Source organism: Cerasibacillus sp. JNUCC 74, assembly GCF_053667775.1.
Genome location: NZ_CM132207.1, coordinates 1,781,451 through 1,805,972, shown reverse-complemented (window position 1 = coordinate 1,805,972; position 24,522 = coordinate 1,781,451). Strand labels below are relative to the sequence as shown.

At 36.4% G+C, this 24,522-nt stretch carries 21 protein-coding genes; 4 read left to right on the top strand and 17 right to left on the bottom strand.

Features of this window, described 5'->3' with window-relative positions; all coding sequences use genetic code 11:
* Positions 1–137: 137 nt before the first annotated feature.
* Positions 138–1,175, bottom strand: a complete 1,038-nt coding sequence (locus JNUCC74_RS07905) for a SepM family pheromone-processing serine protease (protein ID WP_454067583.1) — start codon at positions 1,173–1,175, stop codon at positions 138–140.
* A 330-nt stretch (positions 1,176–1,505) separates the two neighbouring features.
* Between JNUCC74_RS07905 and ylbJ the strand changes: the two genes are divergently transcribed.
* Entirely contained in the window at positions 1,506–2,717 is a 1,212-nt protein-coding gene (ylbJ, locus tag JNUCC74_RS07900; RefSeq protein ID WP_454067582.1) for a sporulation integral membrane protein YlbJ, read from the top strand.
* 111 nt (positions 2,718–2,828) lie between these two features.
* Here the strand turns inward: ylbJ and coaD are convergent, their stop codons facing one another.
* From coaD to JNUCC74_RS07865, 7 genes are all read right to left on the bottom strand, one after another.
* Positions 2,829–3,308, bottom strand: a complete 480-nt coding sequence (coaD, locus tag JNUCC74_RS07895) for a pantetheine-phosphate adenylyltransferase (protein WP_454067581.1) — start codon at positions 3,306–3,308, stop codon at positions 2,829–2,831.
* A 15-nt stretch (positions 3,309–3,323) separates the two neighbouring features.
* On the bottom strand, positions 3,324–3,899 hold the full coding sequence (rsmD, locus tag JNUCC74_RS07890; protein ID WP_077320317.1) for a 16S rRNA (guanine(966)-N(2))-methyltransferase RsmD: 576 nt from the start codon (positions 3,897–3,899) through the stop codon (positions 3,324–3,326).
* A 569-nt stretch (positions 3,900–4,468) separates the two neighbouring features.
* Positions 4,469–4,744, bottom strand: coding sequence for a YlbG family protein (locus JNUCC74_RS07885; RefSeq protein WP_454067580.1), 276 nt, complete (start codon positions 4,742–4,744; stop codon positions 4,469–4,471).
* Positions 4,745–5,018: 274 nt separating this feature from the next.
* Positions 5,019–5,453 carry a YlbF family regulator gene (locus JNUCC74_RS07880; RefSeq protein ID WP_077320315.1) on the bottom strand — a complete coding sequence of 145 codons (435 nt, stop codon included), beginning with the start codon at positions 5,451–5,453 and terminating at the stop codon, positions 5,019–5,021.
* Between the two features lie 53 nt (positions 5,454–5,506).
* Positions 5,507–5,740, bottom strand: a complete 234-nt coding sequence (locus tag JNUCC74_RS07875; RefSeq protein ID WP_454067579.1) for a YlbE-like family protein — start codon at positions 5,738–5,740, stop codon at positions 5,507–5,509.
* Positions 5,741–5,751: 11 nt separating this feature from the next.
* On the bottom strand, positions 5,752–6,162 hold the full coding sequence (gene ylbD, locus JNUCC74_RS07870; protein WP_454067578.1) for a spore coat protein YlbD: 411 nt from the start codon (positions 6,160–6,162) through the stop codon (positions 5,752–5,754).
* A gap of 122 nt (positions 6,163–6,284) precedes the next feature.
* On the bottom strand, positions 6,285–7,352 hold the full coding sequence (locus JNUCC74_RS07865) for a CAP domain-containing protein (protein ID WP_454067577.1): 1,068 nt from the start codon (positions 7,350–7,352) through the stop codon (positions 6,285–6,287).
* Between the two features lie 636 nt (positions 7,353–7,988).
* Here JNUCC74_RS07865 and JNUCC74_RS07860 point away from each other — a divergent pair.
* Together JNUCC74_RS07860 and ytvI are read left to right on the top strand one after the other, a co-directional pair.
* Positions 7,989–8,354: a YugN family protein gene (locus tag JNUCC74_RS07860; protein ID WP_454067576.1), complete on the top strand. Its 366-nt coding sequence runs from the start codon at positions 7,989–7,991 to the stop codon at positions 8,352–8,354.
* A gap of 612 nt (positions 8,355–8,966) precedes the next feature.
* Positions 8,967–10,025: a sporulation integral membrane protein YtvI gene (ytvI, locus tag JNUCC74_RS07855; protein ID WP_454067575.1), complete on the top strand. Its 1,059-nt coding sequence runs from the start codon at positions 8,967–8,969 to the stop codon at positions 10,023–10,025.
* 195 nt (positions 10,026–10,220) lie between these two features.
* Here the strand turns inward: ytvI and JNUCC74_RS07850 are convergent, their stop codons facing one another.
* From JNUCC74_RS07850 to cyoE, 7 genes are all read right to left on the bottom strand, one after another.
* Complete coding sequence (locus JNUCC74_RS07850; protein ID WP_454067574.1) at positions 10,221–10,676, bottom strand: DUF420 domain-containing protein; 456 nt, start codon at positions 10,674–10,676, stop codon at positions 10,221–10,223.
* 425 nt (positions 10,677–11,101) lie between these two features.
* Entirely contained in the window at positions 11,102–12,010 is a 909-nt protein-coding gene (ctaG, locus tag JNUCC74_RS07845) for a cytochrome c oxidase assembly factor CtaG (protein ID WP_454067573.1), read from the bottom strand.
* 379 nt (positions 12,011–12,389) lie between these two features.
* Positions 12,390–12,704, bottom strand: coding sequence for a cytochrome c oxidase subunit IVB (ctaF, locus tag JNUCC74_RS07840; protein WP_454067572.1), 315 nt, complete (start codon positions 12,702–12,704; stop codon positions 12,390–12,392).
* Between the two features lie 3 nt (positions 12,705–12,707).
* Positions 12,708–13,331 carry a cytochrome (ubi)quinol oxidase subunit III gene (locus JNUCC74_RS07835; protein ID WP_454067571.1) on the bottom strand — a complete coding sequence of 208 codons (624 nt, stop codon included), beginning with the start codon at positions 13,329–13,331 and terminating at the stop codon, positions 12,708–12,710.
* A complete protein-coding gene (gene ctaD, locus JNUCC74_RS07830) occupies positions 13,332–15,185 on the bottom strand; it encodes a cytochrome c oxidase subunit I (protein ID WP_454067861.1) in 1,854 nt (617 codons plus the stop codon).
* A 36-nt stretch (positions 15,186–15,221) separates the two neighbouring features.
* Entirely contained in the window at positions 15,222–16,274 is a 1,053-nt protein-coding gene (gene coxB, locus JNUCC74_RS07825) for a cytochrome c oxidase subunit II (RefSeq protein ID WP_454067570.1), read from the bottom strand.
* A gap of 61 nt (positions 16,275–16,335) precedes the next feature.
* On the bottom strand, positions 16,336–17,280 hold the full coding sequence (gene cyoE / locus JNUCC74_RS07820; protein WP_454067569.1) for a heme o synthase: 945 nt from the start codon (positions 17,278–17,280) through the stop codon (positions 16,336–16,338).
* A gap of 1,152 nt (positions 17,281–18,432) precedes the next feature.
* Here cyoE and JNUCC74_RS07815 point away from each other — a divergent pair.
* Complete coding sequence (locus JNUCC74_RS07815; RefSeq protein WP_454067860.1) at positions 18,433–19,380, top strand: COX15/CtaA family protein; 948 nt, start codon at positions 18,433–18,435, stop codon at positions 19,378–19,380.
* Between the two features lie 475 nt (positions 19,381–19,855).
* Here JNUCC74_RS07815 and pyc read toward each other — a convergent pair whose 3' ends face one another.
* Together pyc and ftsW are read right to left on the bottom strand one after the other, a co-directional pair.
* Entirely contained in the window at positions 19,856–23,299 is a 3,444-nt protein-coding gene (gene pyc / locus JNUCC74_RS07810) for a pyruvate carboxylase (RefSeq protein WP_454067568.1), read from the bottom strand.
* Positions 23,266–24,459 (bottom strand): putative lipid II flippase FtsW, encoded by a 1,194-nt coding sequence (gene ftsW / locus JNUCC74_RS07805; protein ID WP_454067567.1) that lies wholly within the window; start codon positions 24,457–24,459, stop codon positions 23,266–23,268. The genes pyc and ftsW overlap by 34 nt, the downstream gene beginning before the upstream one ends.
* Between the last annotated feature and the right edge of the window lie 63 nt (positions 24,460–24,522).

The following is a 24,522-nucleotide window of genomic DNA, read 5'->3' as shown; positions in this document are numbered from 1 at the left end:
GATTAAGTTTACTGTATATCTTGCCAGTCTAATTATCAGCTAATCGTGTTTGTCTTTGCTTAACAACGTTCTTTAACAATAAGCATCATGAGTTAAACAAACTATTTTTAAAGTGTTATTTAAACTTTGTAAAAGACCTACTCAGAAGCAGTAGGTCTTTTACTTTCATCTAACGTTTTTAAATAAGTAATTGCATCATGAAACGTATCGACTGGAACAATTTTCATGTCCGTGTTAATTTCTTTAGCTTTTTTTAGAGCAACTTGATAATTAGAGTTTGCTTTTCCCTTCTCATTAGGCGCAAAGAAAATATCTACACCTTCTTTATCCGCTGCAACTACCTTTTTATCAATTCCACCAATCCGATAAACATTTCCATCATAATCAATTTCACCAGTACCAGCAATTTCATAACCTTTCGTAATATCTTCTTTTGTTAATTGATCATAGATTTCTAAAGAAAACATTAAACCGGCACTTGGTCCACCAATTTGTCCACTAGAAAACTTCACTTTTGGTTCCACTGAAACATCGCGATCTGTTACGAGTTGTATCCCAATTCCAGGTTTACCTCCAAGATCTGCTAATTTTTCTAACGTTATCATCTTTGTCATCTTCTTATCATCTCTTACAAATTCTACTTCTATCGTATCCTTTGCCTGTTTTGTAGCCACATAATCAAGTAAATCATCTGCTTCTTTTATTTTTCTTCCATCAATGCCAATGATTCGATCTCCCATTTTTAGTATTCCATCCGCAGGCATATCTTTCATAACAAGCGCTACGTATACTCCACTATATTTAATTTTAATTTTCCCATTTGCAGCTTTATAAGCCACAACAGTAGAGGCCTCCTGCGAGCTTTCCATCATTTGTAATTGTGCATGCATATACTCATCATCCGTAATACCGTCAGGAAGCACTTGATCTAATGGTAATATTTCGTGGTGTGGCAAAACCTTTGCCAATAAAAATTGCATCGGCGTAGCCTGCGCACCACTTACAGTTACCAAGTGCATATCTCCCTTACTAGAAAAACCATGTTCTACTTTAACAATTGGATTTAGAGGGTCAGCACTACCTGGTTTATAAATATAATATGGCAATTTAAAAAACGCCAAAAAGTATACAGCAACAAAAATAAGCAATAAACTTAATACATGTTTTTTCTTCATATATAACCCTCCACTCCCAGCCTTTCCATTTCATAAAAACAAAAACATTCTCCTTTATATTCGTTCGACCGTTTATAACCCAAGGATTAGGATCAAGAATTACTCACCAGTATAAGTTTATGTTAAGCCACGATCGCAAACTACAAATTTTGCTTTCAAAAAGACGAACTATAAAAAGTGTATGGCATAAAACCACTATGTATGTGCGTATATTGAAGTATACTTGTACAACATGCGAAGCAAAATGATTGGCTAACCAAACGGTATTCCAATTTTACTACTATCATTTGAATAAGTACAGAGTAAGGCTATTTTTTAGGAGGCTCAACATTGGCACAAATAATAAAAACAATTCTTTTTTCCGTCTTAACTTTATGTATCGCCATCTCTTTAGTCAAATTTCCCGATCAATCGCTTGAAGCAAGTATAAGAGGTTTAAATATTTGGTGGGAAGTCGTATTTCCTTCTTTACTCCCCTTCTTTATTACTGCTGAATTGCTTATTAGCTTCGGAGTAGTACGATTTATCGGTGTTTTATTCGAGCCAATCATGCGCCCCCTCTTTAATGTACCTGGTGTCGGAAGCTTTGGCATGTTTATGGGAATGGCAAGCGGTTATCCTACCGGAGCAAAAATAGCTACAAGATTACGTGAAGAAAAACAACTAACAAGAGTAGAAGCAGAACGTCTTGTATCGTTCACCAATGCTTCAAGCCCATTATTTATTTTTGCAGCAATATCAGTTGGATTCTTCCATGATAACAAATTAGGAGCTTTACTTGCTGTATGTCATTATGTAGGCAATCTGTTTGTCGGCTTATGCATGAGATTCTATGGGAGAAGTGAATATGAATGGAAGATGGAGCAAAAAAAGAAGACGCCGTCTAAAACATCCTTACGAAGAGCTTTTTATGCTATGCATCGCGCGAGAATAAGTGATGAGAGGCCCTTAGGCGAGATATTAGGTGATGCTGTCATTCATTCAGTAAAAACGCTTGTTATGGTTGGAGGATTTATCGTTTTATTTTCTGTATTAACGAAATTGATGTTTTTAATTGGCTTTACATCCGTTATTGCCGAATTGGTGGAACAATTATTACTGGTTTTTTCCATCTCAACAGAATTTGGGTTACCTATCATATCTGGTTTATTTGAAATAACAATCGGTGTTCAAAGCATTTCCGGTGTGAATGATACATTACTCGTACAAGCTATATTAGTAAGCTTTATTTTGGGGTTTAACGGTTTTTCAGTTCAAGCACAAGTAGCTAGTATCATATCAAAAACCGACATTCGTTTTGCACCGTACTTTTTTGCACGTATCCTACACGGTTTTTTCGCTAGTACACTGACTATCTTTCTCTATAAACCCCTATATTTAGATAGACAAGCTTTTGATATGTATGATGTCCCTGTGGTGCATACGACTTCAGAAAATATATGGATGGATATCCTTACAACAATTGCCACGGTTGGTCCATTTATTACTATTATATGTATCATAACTACCTTTGTTCTTTTATATCGACGGTTCATAAAATAAGCTTTAACTATATTGTGATAGCAAACTGAGAAAAGCTAGTGTAAGTGCGTGTTCAAAAAGAGGGCTTTACTACAGCGAAGCCCTCTCTTTACGTTTAAAACTAGTAACTGACTATCTGAATTTCTTTTCTAAGGCTTCTTGAACTACTTTTGGAACCATTTCACTCACATTTGCTCGATATTTTGCAACCTCTTTAACAATACTAGAGCTTAAAAACGAATATTGATTTTTCGTCATCATAAAAAAGGTTTCAATATCCTCATATAGATGTCTGTTCATAGATGTAATCTGCATTTCATATTCGAAGTCACTAACAGCTCGTAATCCACGAATGATTGCTTGTGCGTTTTTTGACTTAGCATAATCCATCAACAAGCTGTTCGATGAATCAACCGTAACGTTTGACAGTTCTTTGGTAGACTCTTTTAATAGTTCTATTCGTTCTTCTACCGTAAACAATGGATCTTTGGACTGGTTATTAAAAACAGCAACAATTACATGGTCAAATATTTTAGCACCTCGTTTAATAATATCCAAATGTCCATACGTAACCGGATCAAAACTGCCTGGACAAATCGCCAATCTAGTCAAGATAAGTGCTCCCTTCTAGTTAACTTTATAGAGGGTTATCCAAATGGTACCTCCATAGTTTGTTTGCTTCACAATGGATAAACGGGGATGGTCAGCAGGCAGTTCTTCAGATGCGTCGTGTTCACAATAAATCCACCCGTCAATTGCTACTAATTGAAGCTCTAATAGTTTATTTAAAAGCTTCTCAAGATTAATTTTTCCATAAGGAGGATCAAGAAGAACGAGTTGAAATTCTAATTGCCTTTTTGCCGCAGCATGTAAAGCACGAAAAGCATCAGTCCGAAATACTTCAGCTCGATGTTCAAGGTTTAATCGTCGCAAATTTTCATGAATGGTATGTATAGCAAGAGGATACTTATCAACAAATATAGTTTTGTCAATTCCTCTACTTAAAGCTTCGATTCCCAGGGATCCACTTCCCGCAAACAGGTCAATGGCGTAGCCTCCTTGAAAAAAAGGACCAATCATTTGAAAGGCTGCTTCCTTCACTTTGTCTGTTGTTGGACGAGTTGTCTTTCCGGGAACAGCCTTTATCGGTCTTCCTTTATATTCACCTGCAATAATCCGCATCGCAACACCTCCGTTTACCATTATTCGACATTTATCCTATCATAAAAACTGAAAAACGAAAACTAAAATATTCAACTGGGAAATTTTTTAGGTAAGATGTATATAAATTGCTCGATCGTCTATACTAAGATAATGAAACAGCTAGAGGTTACCTCGGTTGTTTCAAAACACGGAGAAGACTTACACTTCCCCATAAGTTCTTCTTCCGGTTTCTCCTCTCCCTTTGCCTTTTTGTTTTCTATGTAGGAAAACAGAGGGACCTGTAGATTTTTTCTGCAGGTTTTTTCTTTTTATAGGAAACGATATCATATTCCTACATTGTAGATAACATGTTTGAAAATTAGTCACCGCCGGTCAAGTATTCAAACTGTAGCATACTTCGATCGCCTTCCTACAATAAATCAACATCGAATCGAATCTAAAGGAAAGCCGACTAAAAGTGTGCTTACCGCTCAGGCGTTAGCATACCCCTGTTTTAGAGGCATGTTTCCATTATCCCGCATATAAAGTTATCTCTCACTTAGACTTTTTCTTCGTTCCCTATATTACTCTTAAAGTGGGAGTATTACGACCTTAAATAGGGATAAAAATTATATCCCCATTTTATAATCATATTGCTTCGCTTTATCTAGCTTAGCATTTTCAAAGTCTGTGCGAACAAACGGCTTATAGGAGCGCTCTACTTTGGTAACAAAGGAAAGTTTGACAAGCTTTTCTTCTACTTTGTCTATGTCCTCCTGATCCACATATAAAACCGCATATTTCATTTTTTTGGAACTGTATATGTAATGACCATACCGCTTTATTTGCTTCAGATTTTTCATATGCTGAAACCAAACAATTAATCCCTGTCGGTTAATTCGCATCCTTTTACCCTCACTTTCAAAAAATTCTCTATTTCTTTAAAATTTATATTTTCTTATCGTTCTAAACTTTGCTGTGTCGACCGTCAGTGCAAGCAAGAATGATTGCACGGACATTAAAAACATAAATTTCACACATCAAATTTTAATTTCTTAACTTGCAATATAGATTATAGCGCGTTTAGAGGGGGAAGATCCCCTCAACATGCACTGTTTACAGTATCTCTAAGGGTTCTTCTTTCTCAAGAAACTCCTTTTTTGCGAAATAAGGACTCCTTTATGATGCACAGCCGCAACCTCCACCGCTTCCGCAGCCGCAGCCTCCAGTTAATAATGCTCCTTCTCGTGGGACTTTAATTTGTTCACTCACGCTATGAGCAACAAACTCACTAATATCATCTAATAGTTGTTGCAGATTGCGCTCAGCAACTTTAAAGGAGGCTACTTTTTCATGCATATCCATCTCCCGCTTAGCCTTACGAACTTCTTTCATAATCGTATTATAATCGGGGTGGTATCTCCCAAATCGCTGAATCTCTTCATAATCCTTTTTTATTTTTAAAAAAGCACGGATTAGCTTTTGGGCATGTTCGTCCTCTTTCAACTCTTTTTGAGATTGACGATAGGCTTCCATGACCTCCGAATGAATAATCATATTACTTAATTGCTCCGAACGATCAAGCATGGCTGCATAATCCATTGTCGCTATCATCCTATACACCTCCACACCTTCATAGTATCACTTTTTACCGTTTGTGAAAATGTTTAATCCTTCATCGCCCCTGCAAATTGCATCAACATTCCGACCATTTGGATTTGCTGATTAACTTTATTTATTTGCTGGGAAAAGGTTTTCCCATAAAAATATTTAGCTTCTTTCTTCATCTCTGGGAGTAAGGAGGGATCTCGAGATAAATAACGATACCAAATTGGATTCATGCGAACAAAATGTAACAAGTCCGGATTCTGTTCCAAATAACGATAGCAAATTGGCTCCATTTTATCGCTCCTTAATCACGAAACCAACCCATTTGTTCATTTGGGGCTTGTTTCGTATCATTTGTTTGTTTGAATTGTCCAATAAGCTCTTGAATCGTAGAAATAGATGAGCTAAAATGTTCCATTTGTTGTTGAACTTTAGCTAAATCGATGGACTCTGTCATCTTCAACAATTGACTAAACAGCTCTGTGTTTTTGCCTTTTTTCGAACTATCTCGCTGCTTCTTATCCTCTTTATTGGATTCCTTTTTGGGTTGTTTATATTTTGTCCAATATGGATCATCTTCACCTAGTAAAGCCCATTTTTCATATATTTCTTGGAGCGGCTTGCCACTTTTGCGAATTTCCTCAATCAGTTTCGGATGGCTATTAATAAACTGTTTAAATTCGATCACTGAAGGATGTAGGGACCGATTACTCATACGGATCACCTCTCAACTACATAGTCATATGCACTATATTCTATGTAAGTACCCATAGTTTGTGATTAAAAAAGCCGGATGCAGCAATAATTCAGCTGCATCCGACTTTTCGGCATCGACTTCTAAAAAGGTTTTGCTAAAAAGTTTTGCGTGTAGTAAAGACGATATACCCCTACTCCTAAATGCGTATATTTTTCATTTAATAAAGCCTCTCTATGTCCTTCACTATTCAACCATCCTTCCATCGCAGCAGCTGCATCTGGATACTGTGCAGCAATATTCTCCCCCGCTGCCACAAATGCGACCTCTCCTTCCTCCAGCCGTTCTTTCAACCCTCGTCCATCTAAACTAGAGTGTGAGAAATAATTATGTTCTTCCATATCTTTACTATGTCGAAATGCAACTTCTCCAACAGATTCTTCCCATTTTAATTTATCTTTTCCGTGTTGCTGCCTGATAATATTAGTAATATCGAAAATCTGTCGCTCCATCCCTGCCTCAACCTTTACCCATTCTTCTTCTGTTAAATTTGGCTTTTCCGGCAGTTTTCCCCGATATTGCAATTCATAAGGCTGATGTTTTAACAGGATATCTACATCTAATATACGGACAGATGAGAGTTTTTGTGTAAACGTATCAAAATAAAGCTGCATAAAGACAGAATCGGATATTTTTACAAGTGGACGCATTTTTCTATCTTCTTCCTTAAGTTTAAAGGTATAAGAAGCCAGTCCATTACGATAGTTTAGTTCTTCAGGAAAACTAAAATGCTGCTGTACCTTTTTATAGCTTTCTCCGATGGTAACTGGCTCTATATTCGTTCCCTTTCCTGTTGCGTAAATTGTTTTCACCCGATCATTAACGATGCCAAATTGGATATACTGATCAACCTCATTGGTATAAATCCACCATGTATATCCATACGCACTTGGATCCTTTCTAACAGGTTCACCAAGTTTTTTAACCAATTGATCCGTCGGCTTTTCATACCATTGAAATAATTCCCCTTCTAACGGCAATGCGTCTCTCTTTTCCGGAACGTTTTTTGATTTAAGCATTTCTTGTTTTTCTTTTACGGTTTCACTAATCGAATTCATTTTTTTATCAGGAGACATATCATTTTTTTCTAAAAGATAGAATCCTGCTATGGCGATAACAGACAACAATAATAGATTTCGTATAAAGCGCATCGCTCGTTCTCCTTTTTTATACGATTATATGTTTACTTCATAAAATAAATGTTAGCTTACTCTATTATTACAAGTATAATAATAAAAAATTCACGCTTCGGCAAACGTTTTAATTTATCTTGTTCATAATCTAAGAAAACATGGTGGATATCTTTTCTTTTGAAAGGAGCATCGTCTAGCTTAAGCGCTCAAGTTTTACCAAACTTCGCGCTTCTTGCTACATACAACATCGGCATCGAATCCAAAGGAAGGCCGACTAAAAGCGAGCTTGCCGCTCAAGTATCGGCATACACCTGTTGCGGGGGACATGTTTCCTTTATCCCCAATGTAAGGAGTCGTATTCTCTTATTTGAAAAATCTGCTTATTATTTTGAAGCTTTATGAGAGAAGCGGTTTCTAAATTTCCGATTCTTTAGCGCGACAGGACAAGAAAAGCTTCTTGAATAGACTTCGCACGCAGAAAAAGCGTTTTTCTTTTTTAAGAGAAAAGCACTCCTTAAATGGAGCTTCCCTTATTTCGGTTAGAAGTTCTCCAATTTGTACACCGCCAAACGATCACTTCTCGCTTTTGTTCTTGAAAGTTGTTACGTTTCATACTAATATAGTATCATGAGGACAAAGAGGTGAGGTGGGAAAATGAAATTAGAAAATACTGGATTAGAGGATCTGGTCATTGACATAAAAGCACTAGATCATATAACGGGAAAACACGCTTTTATCCGGGCAGAGCAATGGGACTATGAGCGTGTGACATACGATTACCGAATTGATTCTTCAGAAAAAAACATTACATACTATATTCGCATTCAAGGTTATGCCATTGAAGGTGATGTTGACCGTGGAAACGCTATTATTAAACTGATGACGCCATTATTAGGAAAACATTACTATCCTCACGGTGTTGAATATGGTGAAGAAGAAAACTTTCCAGATAATATTGTAGAACGAGCTAATCATTTAGTTACTAAATTAAAAACAGAAATCGAGCTACTTAAACAATAGTCTGTGCAGTTATCTTCTCATTTATCATTCAACACAGAATTTTATTATCGAATGCAATGTAAATCACGATCCCTGCTCTCCTTGGACTTTAAGTCGGGAGAAAAGGGATCAACTATCCTTTAAACTAATTTTAGAGTTAATATTACCGCCAATGTTGCCATAAATGAAACTCCTTTCAGTATTAGTTTTCTTCTGATAGAAGTAGAATATAGGCTATCAGCTCGGAAGGCGTTGAAAAACACGATGTTTAACCAAGAAGTCTTACTTGTCCTTGAAAAAGAAATGCGACGTATCGCTGTCGAGTTTTTCCTGTCGACCCGAAGGAATTGGGCATTTAGTGCTTATCCCCAAGACTTCTTCGTATTTTCTATAATTCTTCAAGCAGGCATCTTACGGGGGAATAAATACTTCTTTAAGCTACTCTTTTCAACACTTTATTTCAAACTTTCTCCTCCATACCAAATCTTTTAATCTGTTTCATTTACTGCATGATAAAGATAAAAATAATTTTTTTCTATCCAAATTAATTCTTCTGTTCAAACGCGTTGATTAATGCTATATTTTTTATAAGTATGTTTTTGTTTGTCTGATGAAAGGAGCTATTTTATTACGTTGTTTCGCAATCTAACTAAACGCCATTTAACATTAATTCTATTAGTTATATTAGTAATTCTATTTTTTATTTTCATTTTACCGATTTCTATTCCATTGATCGTTGCCTTTATTACTGCTCTTTTTCTAAACCCAGTTGTACGGCTCGTCCAAAAACGCTTAAAAGTTAATCGTAAAATATCTGTAACTATCGTTTTCCTACTATTTTTAATTATTTTTGGTGTTTTAGGTACGTTTACTATTACAAGGGTCGTGACACAAGTTGTTAATTTTGTTGAAGATGTACCCACACACTTCAACGAACTGAATCGGATTTATGAAAATTGGGAAGCACAACTTCAACAATACACCGATGATTTACCAGATGAATTTGTTAAACAGGTTTCTTCTAGTATTGAAACAAACCTTCATGCATTAAGTACGACAGCAAAAGAAACTATCACCTTTGAAAGGATTGCGCAGCTTTTTGCTTCAATTCCCCAATATTTAATTAGTTTCATCGTATACTTAATCGCCTTATTTTTATTTATGTTAGAATTACCAATACTAAAAGCAAAAATGTATCAGATGATGACAAAAGAAACAGCCGAAAAGGTCTCATTTATGAATAATCGACTAGCTAGTGTCTTTCTAGGATTTTTTAAAGCACAGTTTCTTGTTAGTCTTATTATTTTAGCAGTCACGTTAATTGGATTGTTCATCATTGTACCAGAAGTAGCGATTATTATGTCTTTAATTATTTGGATCATTGATTTGATTCCTATAATTGGTTCGATCGTCATCCTTGGACCATGGTCTTTATTTATGCTGATGGCTGGGGATACTACTGTGGCTATACAACTGGCTGTATTAGCTGTTATATTGCTTGCTATTCGTAGAACAGTCGAACCGAAAGTCATGGGGCAGCATATAGGACTTTCTCCATTAGCAACCTTGATATCTATGTTTATCGGCCTGAAATTGCTTGGTTTATTAGGATTTATTTTAGGACCACTTATCATTATCGCGTTTACTTCGGCAAAAGAAGCAGGGATAATAAAATGGAAGATTAAAATATAAAAGTATGTGAACAGCACTCTACACGAGGATATTTTGTCTTTCTCTAAAAACGAAATTTATCTCTGAGGGGCTTCACTTTACTGAAAATAAAGAACAACAGCTAGAAGGGAACTACTTTAGATTATAGCACTTGAATACATTCAAATTAAGTCTTGTCAAACTAAAAAAGGTTGGAACGTTTTGTTCCAACCTTTTTCAGGTACCCAAAATGGCCTTAATTAAACTTGTTGTTTCGCCGCCATCATACAAAATATATAATAATAAATATACCGCTATCCCAGTTACAGCAGTAAAGAACCAAATAATGCTAGTTACAGGTCCAACTTTTCTATGCACACTGATTTTTCGTTTGAAAGCTAACGTCAAGGTTACAATACCAAAAATAGCACCTACCGTAGCAAGTATAATATGGAAGATTAGAAAAATCGTATAATAGATTTCCAGGTGATCTGGACCTCCAAAGCTAGTATTTCCAATAAAGATTGTTCGAGATGCGTAAATGATAAAAAACAGCAATGCACTAATTGCAGCAGCTATCATTGTTTTTTTATGTTTTTCTGGTTGGCCTTTTATTATAAAACGCCAACCAATTGCTACTAAAATAGCACTTAATATAATAAACGAAGTACTTATCGTTGGTAAAACAGGCATCTAACTACTCCTTTCTCTCTATATCCAATATGAAGCCAAACAACAACTTACGCACAAACGTACCTCTTAATGACATATAATTAAAACAAAAACTTCATTCAGTATACTTTCCTTTATCCCCTACTGAATAAATAGCAGAAACAAAGGTATAATCGCGATGTATTGCTGTCGTAGCAACTCTGTCCTTGAAAAACCGCGATGTATTGCTGTCGTAGCAACTCTGTCCTGTCAACTTGAACGAATCGGGCAGTAGATTTCCGTCATCTCCCATTTAGACTCCCTAGTATCCTCTATAGTCTTAAAGCAGAAGTCTTACGGCACGTGGGATAAATATTCCTATTTATGATGTCTTTTACTTTACTTTTAAATGTTAAAAGAAAGGAAACGTTCCCGCCCCTCAATTAGACATAGACAGGAACTATAAATCACTGTATGTGTTGAAGTTCTGCTGGTACTGGATCGATCTTCTTTACACTTTCATCACTAAACCATTTAAAGAATACTCTCCCCAAAATAATACCATACGTAATTTCCTGCATAACCTTCATAATGATTCCGCCTAATTGCTGATCTTCCAAGATACTCATCGGTGAAAACATTTCCGGACCACTGATTTGTACAGCAAGTCCATCAAGTACATCTCCAGGTACACACAATGCAAGTGCTTGTAACCAGGCTCCATCTTGAGTATACGTTGCAAATAATGGCTTATCAGCAAATATAATAAGCGCACAAGCCGGTGTAAGCAATACACCATTGGCAAAAATATAAAAGATTTTAACTAATGGACGCATTCTATTTAGTTCTTTAATTGGTGCGAGAACTGGCATCCAAACCATAAAGGCAGCAAATAGGATGATTAAAGAAATAGAAGTATGCGCTAACTGTGATGATTTAGCAAAATTAAACACTGCAGGAATATGGTAAAATGAAAATAACCCATTAAATAGCAACAAAGAAATTATCGGCTTCGTTAACAACTGAACAACTGGTTTAATAATCGGAGCATATAAAACCTTTCTCCAAATCCATTCCGGAATTCCTTTTATAACAAGAATTGGGAAGACCAAGAAAAATATTGCCATTTGTATCATATGTGCGGTCAACATGATATGCGATAGTAAATCCGTTGGTCCGCCCTTTACAGCATACAACAGTACCATGGCGGAATAAAACATAATTTGCTGTTTAGCTGTTGGTCTCTTTCCTCCGCTAAATTTATGGCGAAATGGCCCGGTTATAAGAAAATATGCCAGTGCTAAACTTATAACAAACACCATAAAGTAAGGACTCCACAGTGCACGAAAACCAAATATCTCTAACTCTAGCCACATGAATATTCACCCCTAAAAAGGATTGTCCTTTTATTATAATTTATTTTGAAAACACATAAACATTTCTAATTTGACAACTTAACAACAGATTGAAAGAACTGACGTACAAACGGCAGACCTGACTGGTTAAAGTAACGGCAACGGAAAGTACCATTTTAACCTATCGTAGGAAAGATCGAAATTTGCTAGTAGCACAAAGCGCTTAAACTAGACGAGGCGTTCTCGCAAAAAGAAACGGATACCCTAAACAGTAAAATTAGAAAAACTTGGCTTGTCGCCAAGTCTTTAGCGAAAACTGTAGTTTTTCTTATACTATAAAGCCTAAAGTTTTATAGTTTCCTATAGTACAAAAAGATCGGGATGTTCTCCCCCGACCTTTCTACCACCAAACAATTGCTACAAGAGCAGCTATGGTTAATATTGCTGCCCATACACCGCCATAAATCATTAAAGAAGGAAACTCATGCCCTTTGTCCTTCATATGCATAAAGTAGTAAAATTGAAAGCCAACTTGAACAACAGCCATAATAAGCAGCAATGGAACTGCGAACATTTTTTGCATGGAACCAGTCGCTACAATTACAAAAGCTACTATTGTAAAACCAATCATTAATACAAATGTAATCAGTTGTCTTTTCATTTCCTCTTTATTTCTCTGCTTTTGAAATGAGTTAAAATTCGTATTATCTGTCATCATTTAACCCACCTTTCCCATCAAGTAGACAACGGTAAAGATAAATACCCATACAACATCAATAAAGTGCCAATACAAGCTAAATGTATTGAATTTTGGTGCGTTATATAAGTTTAGTCCTCGCTTTGCATTCCGAACCAGTAGAGCAATAAGCCAGCTTAGTCCAAATACTACGTGTCCTCCATGAAAACCTACAAGAGTATAGAAGGCAGAGCCAAACGCCGATGATCTAAACGTAAACCCAAAATCAGTAATATAATGATAAAATTCATAGATTTCAAAGCCTAAAAATCCAATACCTAAAAATGCAGTAACAGCAAGCCATAATTGCATCTTTTTAAAATCATTGTTTTTCATATGGTACATAGCATAAACACTGGTTAATGAACTGGTTAGTAGCAGCATTGTCATAATAAAAACAAGCTCTAATCCAAAAATTTCATCACCAGTTGGACCATTTGCTGTCGAGTTACGCAGAGCTAAAAACGTACCAAAAAAGCTAGCAAATAGTACTGTCTCTCCACCGAGAAAGAACCATAGACCAAAGAATTTATTTTTTCCTTCTAGTGTTGCCTTCTCTGGTTCTTGCGGCATTGTTTCTGGATTTAAGGAATGATCGTGACTCATTTAGTCCGCCTCCTTTTCAAGTTCTTCCTTGCTAATATAATAGCCGTGGTCGTCTTTTAATGAACGGATTAACATGGAGCCTAATGCAATTCCCATACCAATAAATACCGCTAATAGCCATGTTCTATTATCCGGTTGATAAATAAACCCAACGCCGGCAATCGTAAATCCAACAGACATAATAAACGGTAGAATGGAACCATTTGGCATATGGACATCTCCAAGCGGCTCAGCAGGCTTTAATTTTCCATTTCCTTCCCGTTTTTCGATCCACAATGAATCCAGACCACGAACAAGAGGCAATTGCTTAAAATTATAATATGGTGGCGGTGAAGATACAGCCCACTCCAGGGTGCGACCATCAAACGGATCAGCAGGAGCTTTTTCACCTTTAGCAGCTGTGTAAATAATATTAATTAAAAACAGAATTCCAGCTACTCCCATTAATAGGGCCCCTAGTGAACTAATTAAGTTCCCTAAATCCAGATCTTGATCTTTTAGAAATACCCAATATCGACGCGGCATACCCATTAACCCTAGAAAGTGCTGAATGAAAAACGTTAAGTGGAAGCCGAAAAAGAATAGCCAAAATGTAATTTTACCTAGTGTTTCATTTAAAACTCTACCAAACATCTTCGGCCACCAGTAATGAAGACCGGCAAAAATACCAAACACTGTTCCACCTACAATAACATAGTGGAAATGAGCGACAACAAAATATGAATCATGATATTGATAGTCAGCAACAGAAGATGCAAGCATCACCCCTGTCATTCCCCCGATAGTAAAAGAAGGAATAAATCCAAGCGCCCATAGCATGGCAGTGCTTACGGTAATATTTCCGCCCCACATTGTCGCCAACCAGTTAAAGATTTTAATTCCTGTTGGAACTGCAATAGCCATTGTTGCTACCGCAAAAATTGAGTTGGCTACTGGACCTAGCCCCACCGTAAACATATGGTGTGCCCATACCATGAATCCTAAAAATGCGATCAGCATCGTTGCAAAGACCATTGCGGTATAACCAAACAGACGTTTTTTAGAAAAAGTTGCAAACACTTCACTAAACACACCAAATACCGGTAGAATCAAAATATATACCTCCGGATGTCCAAATATCCAGAATAAATGCTGCCAAATAATGGAGTTTCCGCCTAATGTAACATCAAAGAAAGCCGAATCAAACATTCGATCAAACATTAGTAGAAACAAGCCAACTGTTAGAGCCGGAAAGGCAAATAAAATAAGTGTACTTGTTACAAATGTTGTCCACGTAAACAGCGGCATGCGCATATATGTCATACCCGGCGCTCTCATCGTGACGATAGTCGCTAAGAAGTTAATCCCACCCATTAGTGTACCAGCACCGGATATTTGCAAGCCTAGTACATAATAGTCAAGTCCATGTCCGGGTGATTCAGTTGCTAACGGGGTATACGCAGTCCAACCCGAATCAGGCGCATCTCCCATTATCCAACTAAAGTTTAACAATAACCCTCCAAGCATAAACAACCAAAATCCAAGCGAATTTAGAAATGGAAACGCAACATCTCTTGCACCAATTTGCAATGGCATAATGGCGTTCATTAAACCTAATAACAACGGCATAGCTGCAAGGAAAATCATGGTTGTTCCATGCATAGTAATCATTTCATTATATAAACCTGCACTTAAAAAGTCATTCTCAGGCTTTATCAATTGAATACGAATTAATAACGCTTCCAGTCCCCCAAGGATAAAGAAAAAGCCCCCACCAAATAAATATAAATGCGCTATTTTCTTATGGTCAACAGTAGTTAAATAATCCCAGAGGACTGCACCAAAACCTCTTTTTTGAGCAGTAGCAGTACTCAAATCATAAACCTCCCTTTTAAGTTCCATCCTTTGTTTTTACTCCCCTGCACTCTCTGGTGTTATATCAGAAGGCTTCAACTGCAGCAAATATTCTGCTATGCTATCCGCTTCTTCTTCAGACAGTTTAGGGTAATTGCCCGTCATTTTGTTACCAGGTTTAATTGCCTCCGGATCCTGTAGCCATTTAACCAAATTTTCCTTGGTCGGTTCGAGGAATCCAGCAATTCTTGACCGGTCACCAAAGTTTGTTAAGTTTGGCCCCACTGCTGCCGGTGATGATCCAATTGCATGACAAGCCATACAGTTATTTTCCTCAAACGCTGCTTTTCCATCTTGAGCAACTGCATTTTGCGGCTCTGCTTTCGGATCTACGCTTTGCATATCTTCAACCCATTTTTCATATTCTTCCGGACTAACTGCTATTATTTTAAAGTCCATTAAAGAATGGGAAGGACCACAAAGCTCAGCACATTTGCCCCAATAAACCCCTTCTTCATAGGCTTCAATATACATCGTATTTTCATTTTCAGGATTTACGTCCATTTTACCTGAGATACTTGGTACCCAAAAAGAATGAATCACATCAGTTGATTTCATATTTAAGAATACTTTTTCTCCAGTAGGGATATATAAATCTTGGCTTGTTTGAATTTCTTCATTTGGATAGCTGAAATGCCACCAATATTGGTTTCCAGTAACATCAATATTAATACCATCTTTTTTACCTGATTCGTTAGCTAAATCAAATGTTGCTGCAACGGTCGGTACTGCTAGAATTAGCACTAAGATAATTGGTATTATTGTCCAAACTGTTTCAAGCTTTTTACTCCCTTCCACTTGTTTGGGGATGTAATCCTCCTGCCCCTTCTTTTTTCGAAAGCGAATAATCGCAATCAAATAAACAACAAAAACAACTACAAAGACAAATGTCATAATTGCTGTCGATAGAATAATTAAATCCATGGAAGTCTCTGCACCATACCCCTTTGGTACTAGAGCTGTTAAATTTTCCTTACCACAACCAGCTAAAACGACTGCAAGGAAACTTAACAGGGATAACGTTTTAATTTTTCCCATCCAACCTTTCATTACCTATACCTCTCTTTCTTTTCTTGATGCTCCTTATATTTTAAATTCATTAAGGACAATATTAACTAAATGGAGAACTCCAAGTTACTATAACCATCATCAAAAAGAAGATCGTTAAATAGTTTAAAGAATAAACAAACATGATATTAGCCCATTTAATATCGTTTTTAGCATAAAATCCACTGATACCGATTACTAGCCAAACGATATTTAATACGGTAGCTACAATTAAAAATACCGTTCCTAAGGAAGCTAAATAAAACGGCAGTGGTAGTAAACAAGCAATGTAAACAACAATTTGCCGTTTTGTAATTGCAAAGCCATGTACTGCTGGCAACATCGGTATACCTGCTGCTTTATATTCTTTGCGTTTTCGCATAGCTAGTGCTAGAAAGTGTGGTGTTTGCCAAATAAACATAATTAAAAACAAAACAAATGGAACAATGTGAAAATTCGGATCTATTGCCGCCCAACCAATTAAAGGTGGAACTGCTCCCGACAAACTTCCAATTGCTGTATTTAACGTAGTTTTTCGTTTTGACCACATCGTATAGAGAACAACGTATACAAACCAACCTAGAAATGCAAATAATGTTGCCTGTATAGTTGTAAATAGCAAGAAACCAAACCCAAACGCTGAAGTAAGCATGCCTAAAATGAGTACGGTCTGCAATGAAATTGTACCGGTTACCGTTGGCCGGTTTTTTGTTCTGGTCATAATAATATCAATATCGACATCAAACCAATTGTTAATTATACATCCACCAGCAATGACAAGTGCACTTCCAAGCATGGTTATAATGAATGTCCCAATGTGATCCATGAATGAAAGTCCACTAAAATATAATGCGAGCCAAAAACCGGCAAACACTGTAATCAAATTGGAATTAATAATACCTATCTTAATTAATGATTTAATATCTGCCAATACTGAATTTGAGCGCTGTTCCCCGGATACTGTAGCATTTCCAACAACGTGTGCAGCTGTTGTTTCAGCTTTTTCCATTCCATATCCCCCCTTTAAGCGCCAAAAATAAAAAGCATGATGTATGGTTCTTAATGAAATACATAGATAGATAGCAAACATCATTGTATCATGGAACAGTTTTACATTCTAATAACTGCTTACAAAATAAAGCTTCATTTCTATTTTACTTCATATCTCGTAACCTTTTGTGACTTTTTTGTGAACCATTTGTTACGAATGCGAATAATTATAATTAAAAGTCCAAATATGTACCACCTATTTATCTTCTAAACAGAACTTATCATACTTCCCTCTACACTATTTCTAGCAAACAAACGAAAACATTGCAAGCGTTTTTTCTTTTTAATAGTGAAAATAATAATAGAACATGTTACGATAGATACTGGTTTCCAAAAGAAGCAAGTTAAGAAAAAACAGTCATTGCAATTTGAGCACATTCCTATTTTCTGGCGGACCTTCTATAATATAACTTAATACCTGAAGTGAAAGCAACCATTTGTTTACATTACATATTTATCTGTAACGACTTTGTGTCTCCTTAAAATCATTTCTAATTAATTGCTTTTTTTAGGTCATTAATATTATCATTAATTTACTAACTAGTAATGCTCTAAATACATTTAATAAATAAAATTGAAAACGTTCTATACCATATCTAGTTATTTATAATTGCGTGGTCTAACAAGTTACAAAGAACTGGGAAGTTGAAGTTAAGCTTGTTTGCGGAATGGATGTATTAAAATACGTGCTATTAATGAGGAAGTTCGATGTGTCCTTGAAAAACCGCGATGTCTATTCAAGAAGCTTTCCTTGGCCTTGAAAAAGAAAAACACTTTTTCTGCGTAATGAGAAATATACGGGTCCTTACATCCGGGATAAAGAAGGCGTGGCAATGTTGCCCATTATAGGAAGAAGATCGAAGTTTACCGTTACTTGATCGTATAACTTGACGACAAAGCTACTTTTTAATGATATCTAACATGCAGAAAACGAATATAAATTTCTAGATAATAAAAAAACCCGTTGTTAGATGCTGTGAAAAATTAATTATCTATTATATGTCGTAATGAAAGTGTTTTAACGATTAGTTATAGATACTCGTTTCCAGCAAATTTAAAAATGGTTAAGAAAATCTAATACAAAAAAATAGATTAAAAGTGGAGGCTATAAATAATGAGAATCTTAAAGTGGTTATCTGTAGTTGCAACACTTGGGATGGTCTTTGTGTTACTGGGAGGTGCCTTAGTAACGAAAACAGATTCTGGAGATGGTTGTGGGGATAGCTGGCCATTATGTGAAGATGAATTAATCCCCTCTGAAATAACACCCGAATTAATTATTGAATTAAGTCATCGATTAGTAAGTGGGGTTGTTGGCATTGCTGTAGTTGGTCTAGTAATTTTAGCTTGGAAAAAAATCGGACATGTTCGCGAAGTAAAGTTTCTGTCTCTCTTTTCTTTGTTCTTCTTAATTTTTCAGGCACTGTTAGGTGCAGCAGCAGTAAAGTGGGGGCAGTCAGATGCTGTATTGGCAGCACATTTTGGAATTTCTCTAATTTCATTTGCAGGTATCTTTTTATTAACATTGCTTATATTTGAAGTAGATAAAAAATTTGATGCCACTTCACTTCACATTAAAAAACCGCATCGAGCGGAAATTTACGCAATTACTATATATACGATACTTGTCGTCTATACTGGTGCATTAGTACGACATACGAATGCAAATTTAGTCTGTGGAAGTTGGCCATTTTGTAACAATAATGCGCCGTTAGCATTTTCAGCCTATTCCGTTCCGCAATGGATACAAATGGGACATCGGCTTGCAGCAGGAATTTTATTTCTTTGGACAGTAATTCTGGCTGTTAGAATGATACGTCATTACCGAAATAACCGTATCATGTCATGGGGTTGGGGAATCTCTTTAGCATTAATCACATTGCAAGTAGTTTTTGGTGCATTGGTAATCATCACTAGATTGCATCTAGGAACTGCACTTTTACACGCTTTATTTATCTCACTTTATTTTGCAATGTTGACTTATTTTATATTATTAGCGGGTAGAAGCAGAAAATATGCGGAACAAATAGATACCAAAGAAAACGTACAATCCCTCTAAGTAAAACTGCTATTATTCAACTATAATATAGGTCTTTTCCTACTTAAATATGAAAGGAAAAGACCTATATTTATCAAAACAAATCACGTTCGCATAATAGTAAAAGTGATCAAAAACATTCTAAATGGAACGGATCTTCTGAGATAGCCTTTTGATATCTATAACTATTGTGAAAATATATCACAAATTATTCCAGCTCCACTACTTTAAACGATGGCAGAAAGAGACTTACAGTTTCGTATAGATAAAGTGAAACTTCATTCAGTAGGAGTTTTCTTCCATCTCCTACTGAATGTTAGCTTGAACGAATCGGGCATTTAGGTGCCGTTTTCTCCCACTTAGACCCTTTTGTATCAACTCAAGGCTCTTGAAGTGGGAGTCTTACGGCACCTTAGATGCGGGATAAAGATCCCTTACAAGCAGATCTCTTTGTACCTGTAAGGGATTAAACTATTGCTTTTTATCATTATTCTATCTATTCAAATACAATCAGTAAGTCATCTACTGCTATGCTGTCTCCTTCTTTAACATTCACTTGTTTGATGAGCCCGGTATATGGAGCTTGAACCGTAGTTTCCATTTTCATTGCTTCATTGATAAGTAAATGATCTCCTTTGTTTACTTTATCTCCTTGATTACAAAGCACTTTGAGCACCGTTCCAGGCATTGTCGCACCTATATGCTTTGCATTGCTTTTATCTGCTTTAGCGCGCATTTCTACTTCTGATTGGATACTTTGATCTTTTACAACAATTTCTCTTGTCTGACCATTTAGTTCAAAATAGACAACGCGTGTCCCATCTTCACGTGGTTCGGAAATAGATACAAGCTTAACAATTAATGTTTTTCCTTGTTCTATTTCTACTTCAATTACTTCTGCACGTGACATACCATAAAAGAAAGTTGGTGTATCTAAAACCGACACATCCCCATATCTACTATGGAATTTATGATACTCCATAAACACTTTTGGATATAGTGCATGTGAGATGAGATCAAAACTGGTCACTTGACGATCCAACGTTTTAAATAGCGTTTCTTTCAATTGGTTAAAGTCAATTGGGTCCAATAGTTCCCCTGGACGAACCTTGATTGGTTCTTTTCCTTTTAAAATAATCCGCTGTAATTCTTGTGGAAAGCCTTGATAAGGTTGTCCAAGATAACCTTGTGCAAATTCAATAACCGAATCTGGGAAATCAATCGTTTCTCCACGCTCGTAAATATCGTCTTCATTTAGATTATTTTGTACCATAAATAATGCCATATCACCAATTACTTTGGATGACGGAGTTACTTTTACAATGTCGCCAAACATATCATTAACCCGTCTATACATTGTTTTCACTTCATTCCAGCGATCCCCAAGACCTACTGCCTTCGCCTGCTGCAATAAATTACTATATTGCCCACCAGGCATTTCATGCATATAAATCTCAGTATGCGGCGCTTTCATGCCACTTTCAAAATCTCGGTAATATTCACGAATTCCTTCCCAATAATACGACAACTTTTCATATGCATCTACATTTATATTCGGCTGACGCTCATGATCTTCTAATGCATGATATAATGTTTGTGCACTTGGTTGTGAGGTCAAGCCAGCCATTGGACTTGCTGCTACATCAACTGCGTCAACACCCGCATCTATCGCCCTAGCGTATAAATAAATTCCGTTTCCGCTTGTATCATGTGTGTGTAAATGAATTGGTAGGTCAACGGTTTCTTTTAAGGTTGTAATTAATTGGTATGCAGCTTCAGGTTTTAATAAACCTGCCATATCTTTAATGCCTAAAATATGTGCACCGGATTTCTCAAGTTCTTTAGCTAAATTTTTATAATAAGACACATCGTATTTAGCGCGCCCGGTATCTAAAATATTTCCCGTATAACACATTGCTGCCTCAGCAATTTTACCATTGTTACGAACGGATTCTATAGCAAGCTTCATACCTTCTACCCAGTTTAAACTATCAAATATTCGAAAGACGTCGATTCCAGCTGTTGCACTCTTCTCAACAAATTCTTTAATTAAATTGTCTGGATAGTTTTTATAACCTACTGCATTACTCGCACGCAACAGCATTTGCAACAATACATTCGGCATTCTTTCACGCAGCTTTAATAATCGATCCCATGGGTCTTCTTTTAAAAAGCGATAAGCAACATCAAAGGTTGCCCCGCCCCACATCTCTACAGAAAACAAATTTGGCAACATTCTGGCTGTAGGTTCAGCAATTCGACATAAATCTTTTGTCCTAATTCTAGTTGCTAATAATGATTGATGAGCATCACGAAAGGTTGTATCCGTTAATAATACTTCTTTCTGCTCTTTCATCCAAGCAGCTAACCCTTCAGGACCACGCTCGTCCAAAATTTGCTTTGTTCCTATTGGAATTGGCTTCGATTTATCGATTCGTGGGATTTGCAATTTAGTGAACACAGGCTTTTCTTTATTACCATCTTTATCAACACCATTAACCGTAGTATTCGCAATATACGTGAGCATTTTAGTTCCTCGGTCCTTGCGCTTCGGAAATACGAATAATTCAGGGGTGTTATCGACAAAAGTGGTATCATAAACACCTGTTAAAAATTTTTTATGCCTAATTACATTTTCTAAAAAAGGAATATTCGTTTTGATTCCACGTATGCGAAATTCTTTTAAGTTTCTGACCATTTTTTGCGCAGCCTGTTCAAAAGTTACTGCCCAAGTTGATACTTTTACTAATAATGAATCATAATGCGGAGAAATGACAGATCCCTGAAAAGCGTTGCCAGCATCTAAGCGGACACCAAAGCCACCACTAGAACGATATGCCATAATTCTTCCAGTATCAGGCATAAAATTGTTCAAAGGGTCTTCTGTTGTAATACGACATTGTATTGCATAACCATTTGTCACAATTTTTTCCTGTACTGGAATATCAATGGATGAATCATGTAAGTTTCTACCTTCCGCCACCTTGATTTGTGTTTGAACAATATCAATACCTGTGATCATTTCTGTGATTGTATGTTCAACTTGAATACGTGGATTTACTTCAATGAAAAAGAATTGATCTCCAGTTACTAAAAATTCAACCGTTCCCGCATTCACATATTCCACATTGCGCATTAATTTAACGGCAGCTTCACAAATATCTGCTCGTAATTTTTCTGATAACGATGTGCTAGGCGCCACTTCCACTAGCTTTTGATGTCTTCGCTGCACGGAACAATCCCTTTCATATAAATGAACGATATTACCATGAACATCACCAATAATTTGTACCTCTATATGTTCCGGATGTTCAATCAGCTTTTCTAAGTATATTTCATCATTACCAAAAGCGGCTCTAGCCTCTGACTTAGCTCGGTCATATGCCTCAGCAAGGCCTTCTTTACTGCGGACAATCCGCATACCACGTCCTCCGCCACCTAGTGAAGCTTTAATAATGATTGGAAAACCATGAGAATTAGCAAATTGCTCGACTTCCTCTAATGAATGGACTGGCCCATCACTTCCTGGTATAATTGGCAGCCCTGCTTTTATAGCTTGTTCACGAGCCTTTACTTTATCTCCAAACATGTCCAAATGCTTGCTTGTCGGACCAATAAAAATAATCCCTTCTTCTTCACAACGTTTAGCAAACTGAATGTTTTCTGATAAAAATCCGTAGCCAGGATGAATAGCATCGACCCCAACTCGTTTTGCTAACGCAATAATTCCTTCAATATCCAAGTAAGCATCGATTGGCTTTTTACCTTCACCAATCAAATAGGATTCGTCTGCTTTATAACGATGATAAGCACTTAAATCTTCTTTTGAATAAATAGCAACCGTGCGAATATTCAATTCGGTACATGCCCGAAATACACGAATTGCAATTTCCCCCCGATTGGCAACTAAAATTTTGTTGATTTGTTTGAGTTGTGCCATGTTTTTCCTCCTTGATATGTGTGTAATACTTTTGTATTATTATACTGCTTTTCTGCTGTGGGTTCCATTTCTCTTTTATTAATTTGCATAGCTATATTATTTAAAATCCCCATTGATATCATTAATACCAAAAGAGATGAACCACCATAACTTACAAACGGAAGAGGTACTCCTGTAATAGGTAGTACGCCACTAATTGCACCTAAATTAATAAATGCTTGGATCCCTACCATGCACGAAATGCCAATCGCTAACAATGCTCCGAAACTGTCCTTTGCTTTTCTAGATATAAAAATTCCTCGCAGGACAATAATTGCAAGCATACCAATAACAATTAACACACCGATAAAACCAAGCTCCTCTGCGACAATTGCCATGATAAAATCCGTATGTGCCTCCGTTAAATAGCCTAATTTTTGAACGCTTTGACCAAGACCCTCTCCAGTAAGTCCACCATTACCTATAGCAACATACGACTGGATCAACTGATACCCATCAGAGTCAGGAGTTTCAAAGGGTTGGTATGCCCCCGTAAAACGAGCAATACGCACATCTGTAATCATATATGGCAATGCAATCAATACAAACACGATACCAATAAACATTAATAAAACTAAATGCTTCAAGCGTATACCAGAACTAAAAATGACGGAACAAGCAATCAAAAACACGATGGAAGCTGTCCCAATATCTGGTTGCATAGTGATAAGTGCTAATATAAAACCAGTAATAATAAGAGGAGGTAAAACTGCTCTATTAAACTCATTAATATATTCCTGTTTTTTCGAATATACAGATGCTAAATACATAATTAATGCTAATTTAGCAAACTCTGCAGGCTGAATTCCTAGAATCCAAGATTGAGCATTGTTAACAGTTGAACCAAATAGTAGTACTGCTATTAGTAATAATATCACACCTAAGATAATTAGTTTAATTAATTTTTGATAGTATCTATAAGGAAAAACAGAGCAAACAATAAAGCCTACTAAACCCATTCCAAATCGAACAGCCTGCTGTGTTAAGTAATAAGTTGGCGGGTACCCTTGAACAACAGCAAACACCATACTCGCACTATAAATCATTACTAGACCGAATGCAGATAAAAGGATTGGTGTTATAATCAGTGTATAATCGTAGTACTTTAATTTATCTAACATATTCCTTCTCCCTACTATTATGTAATACAGAAGTAATTGATTCTTCAACCAAACGACAAATCG

Bases quoted from the DNA above. Each gene is read 5' to 3' on its own strand.
- JNUCC74_RS07835 (WP_454067571.1), bottom strand. From the start codon at position 13,331: ATGAGTCACGATCATTCCTTAAATCCAGAAACAATGCCGCAAGAACCA.
- pyc (WP_454067568.1), bottom strand. From the start codon at position 23,299: ATGGCACAACTCAAACAAATCAACAAAATTTTAGTTGCCAATCGGGGG.
- JNUCC74_RS07850 (WP_454067574.1), bottom strand. From the start codon at position 10,676: ATGCCTGTTTTACCAACGATAAGTACTTCGTTTATTATATTAAGTGCT.
- coxB (WP_454067570.1), bottom strand. From the start codon at position 16,274: ATGAAAGGTTGGATGGGAAAAATTAAAACGTTATCCCTGTTAAGTTTC.
- ylbD (WP_454067578.1), bottom strand. From the start codon at position 6,162: ATGAGTAATCGGTCCCTACATCCTTCAGTGATCGAATTTAAACAGTTT.
- rsmD (WP_077320317.1), bottom strand. From the start codon at position 3,899: ATGGTAAACGGAGGTGTTGCGATGCGGATTATTGCAGGTGAATATAAA.
- JNUCC74_RS07885 (WP_454067580.1), bottom strand. From the start codon at position 4,744: ATGCGAATTAACCGACAGGGATTAATTGTTTGGTTTCAGCATATGAAA.
- ftsW (WP_454067567.1), bottom strand. From the start codon at position 24,459: ATGTTAGATAAATTAAAGTACTACGATTATACACTGATTATAACACCA.
- JNUCC74_RS07875 (WP_454067579.1), bottom strand. From the start codon at position 5,740: ATGGAGCCAATTTGCTATCGTTATTTGGAACAGAATCCGGACTTGTTA.
- cyoE (WP_454067569.1), bottom strand. From the start codon at position 17,280: ATGGAAAAAGCTGAAACAACAGCTGCACACGTTGTTGGAAATGCTACA.
- JNUCC74_RS07860 (WP_454067576.1), top strand. From the start codon at position 7,989: ATGAAATTAGAAAATACTGGATTAGAGGATCTGGTCATTGACATAAAA.
- ctaF (WP_454067572.1), bottom strand. From the start codon at position 12,704: ATGACAGATAATACGAATTTTAACTCATTTCAAAAGCAGAGAAATAAA.
- JNUCC74_RS07880 (WP_077320315.1), bottom strand. From the start codon at position 5,453: ATGATAGCGACAATGGATTATGCAGCCATGCTTGATCGTTCGGAGCAA.
- JNUCC74_RS07905 (WP_454067583.1), bottom strand. From the start codon at position 1,175: ATGAAGAAAAAACATGTATTAAGTTTATTGCTTATTTTTGTTGCTGTA.
- ctaG (WP_454067573.1), bottom strand. From the start codon at position 12,010: ATGTGGCTAGAGTTAGAGATATTTGGTTTTCGTGCACTGTGGAGTCCT.
- JNUCC74_RS07865 (WP_454067577.1), bottom strand. From the start codon at position 7,352: ATGCGCTTTATACGAAATCTATTATTGTTGTCTGTTATCGCCATAGCA.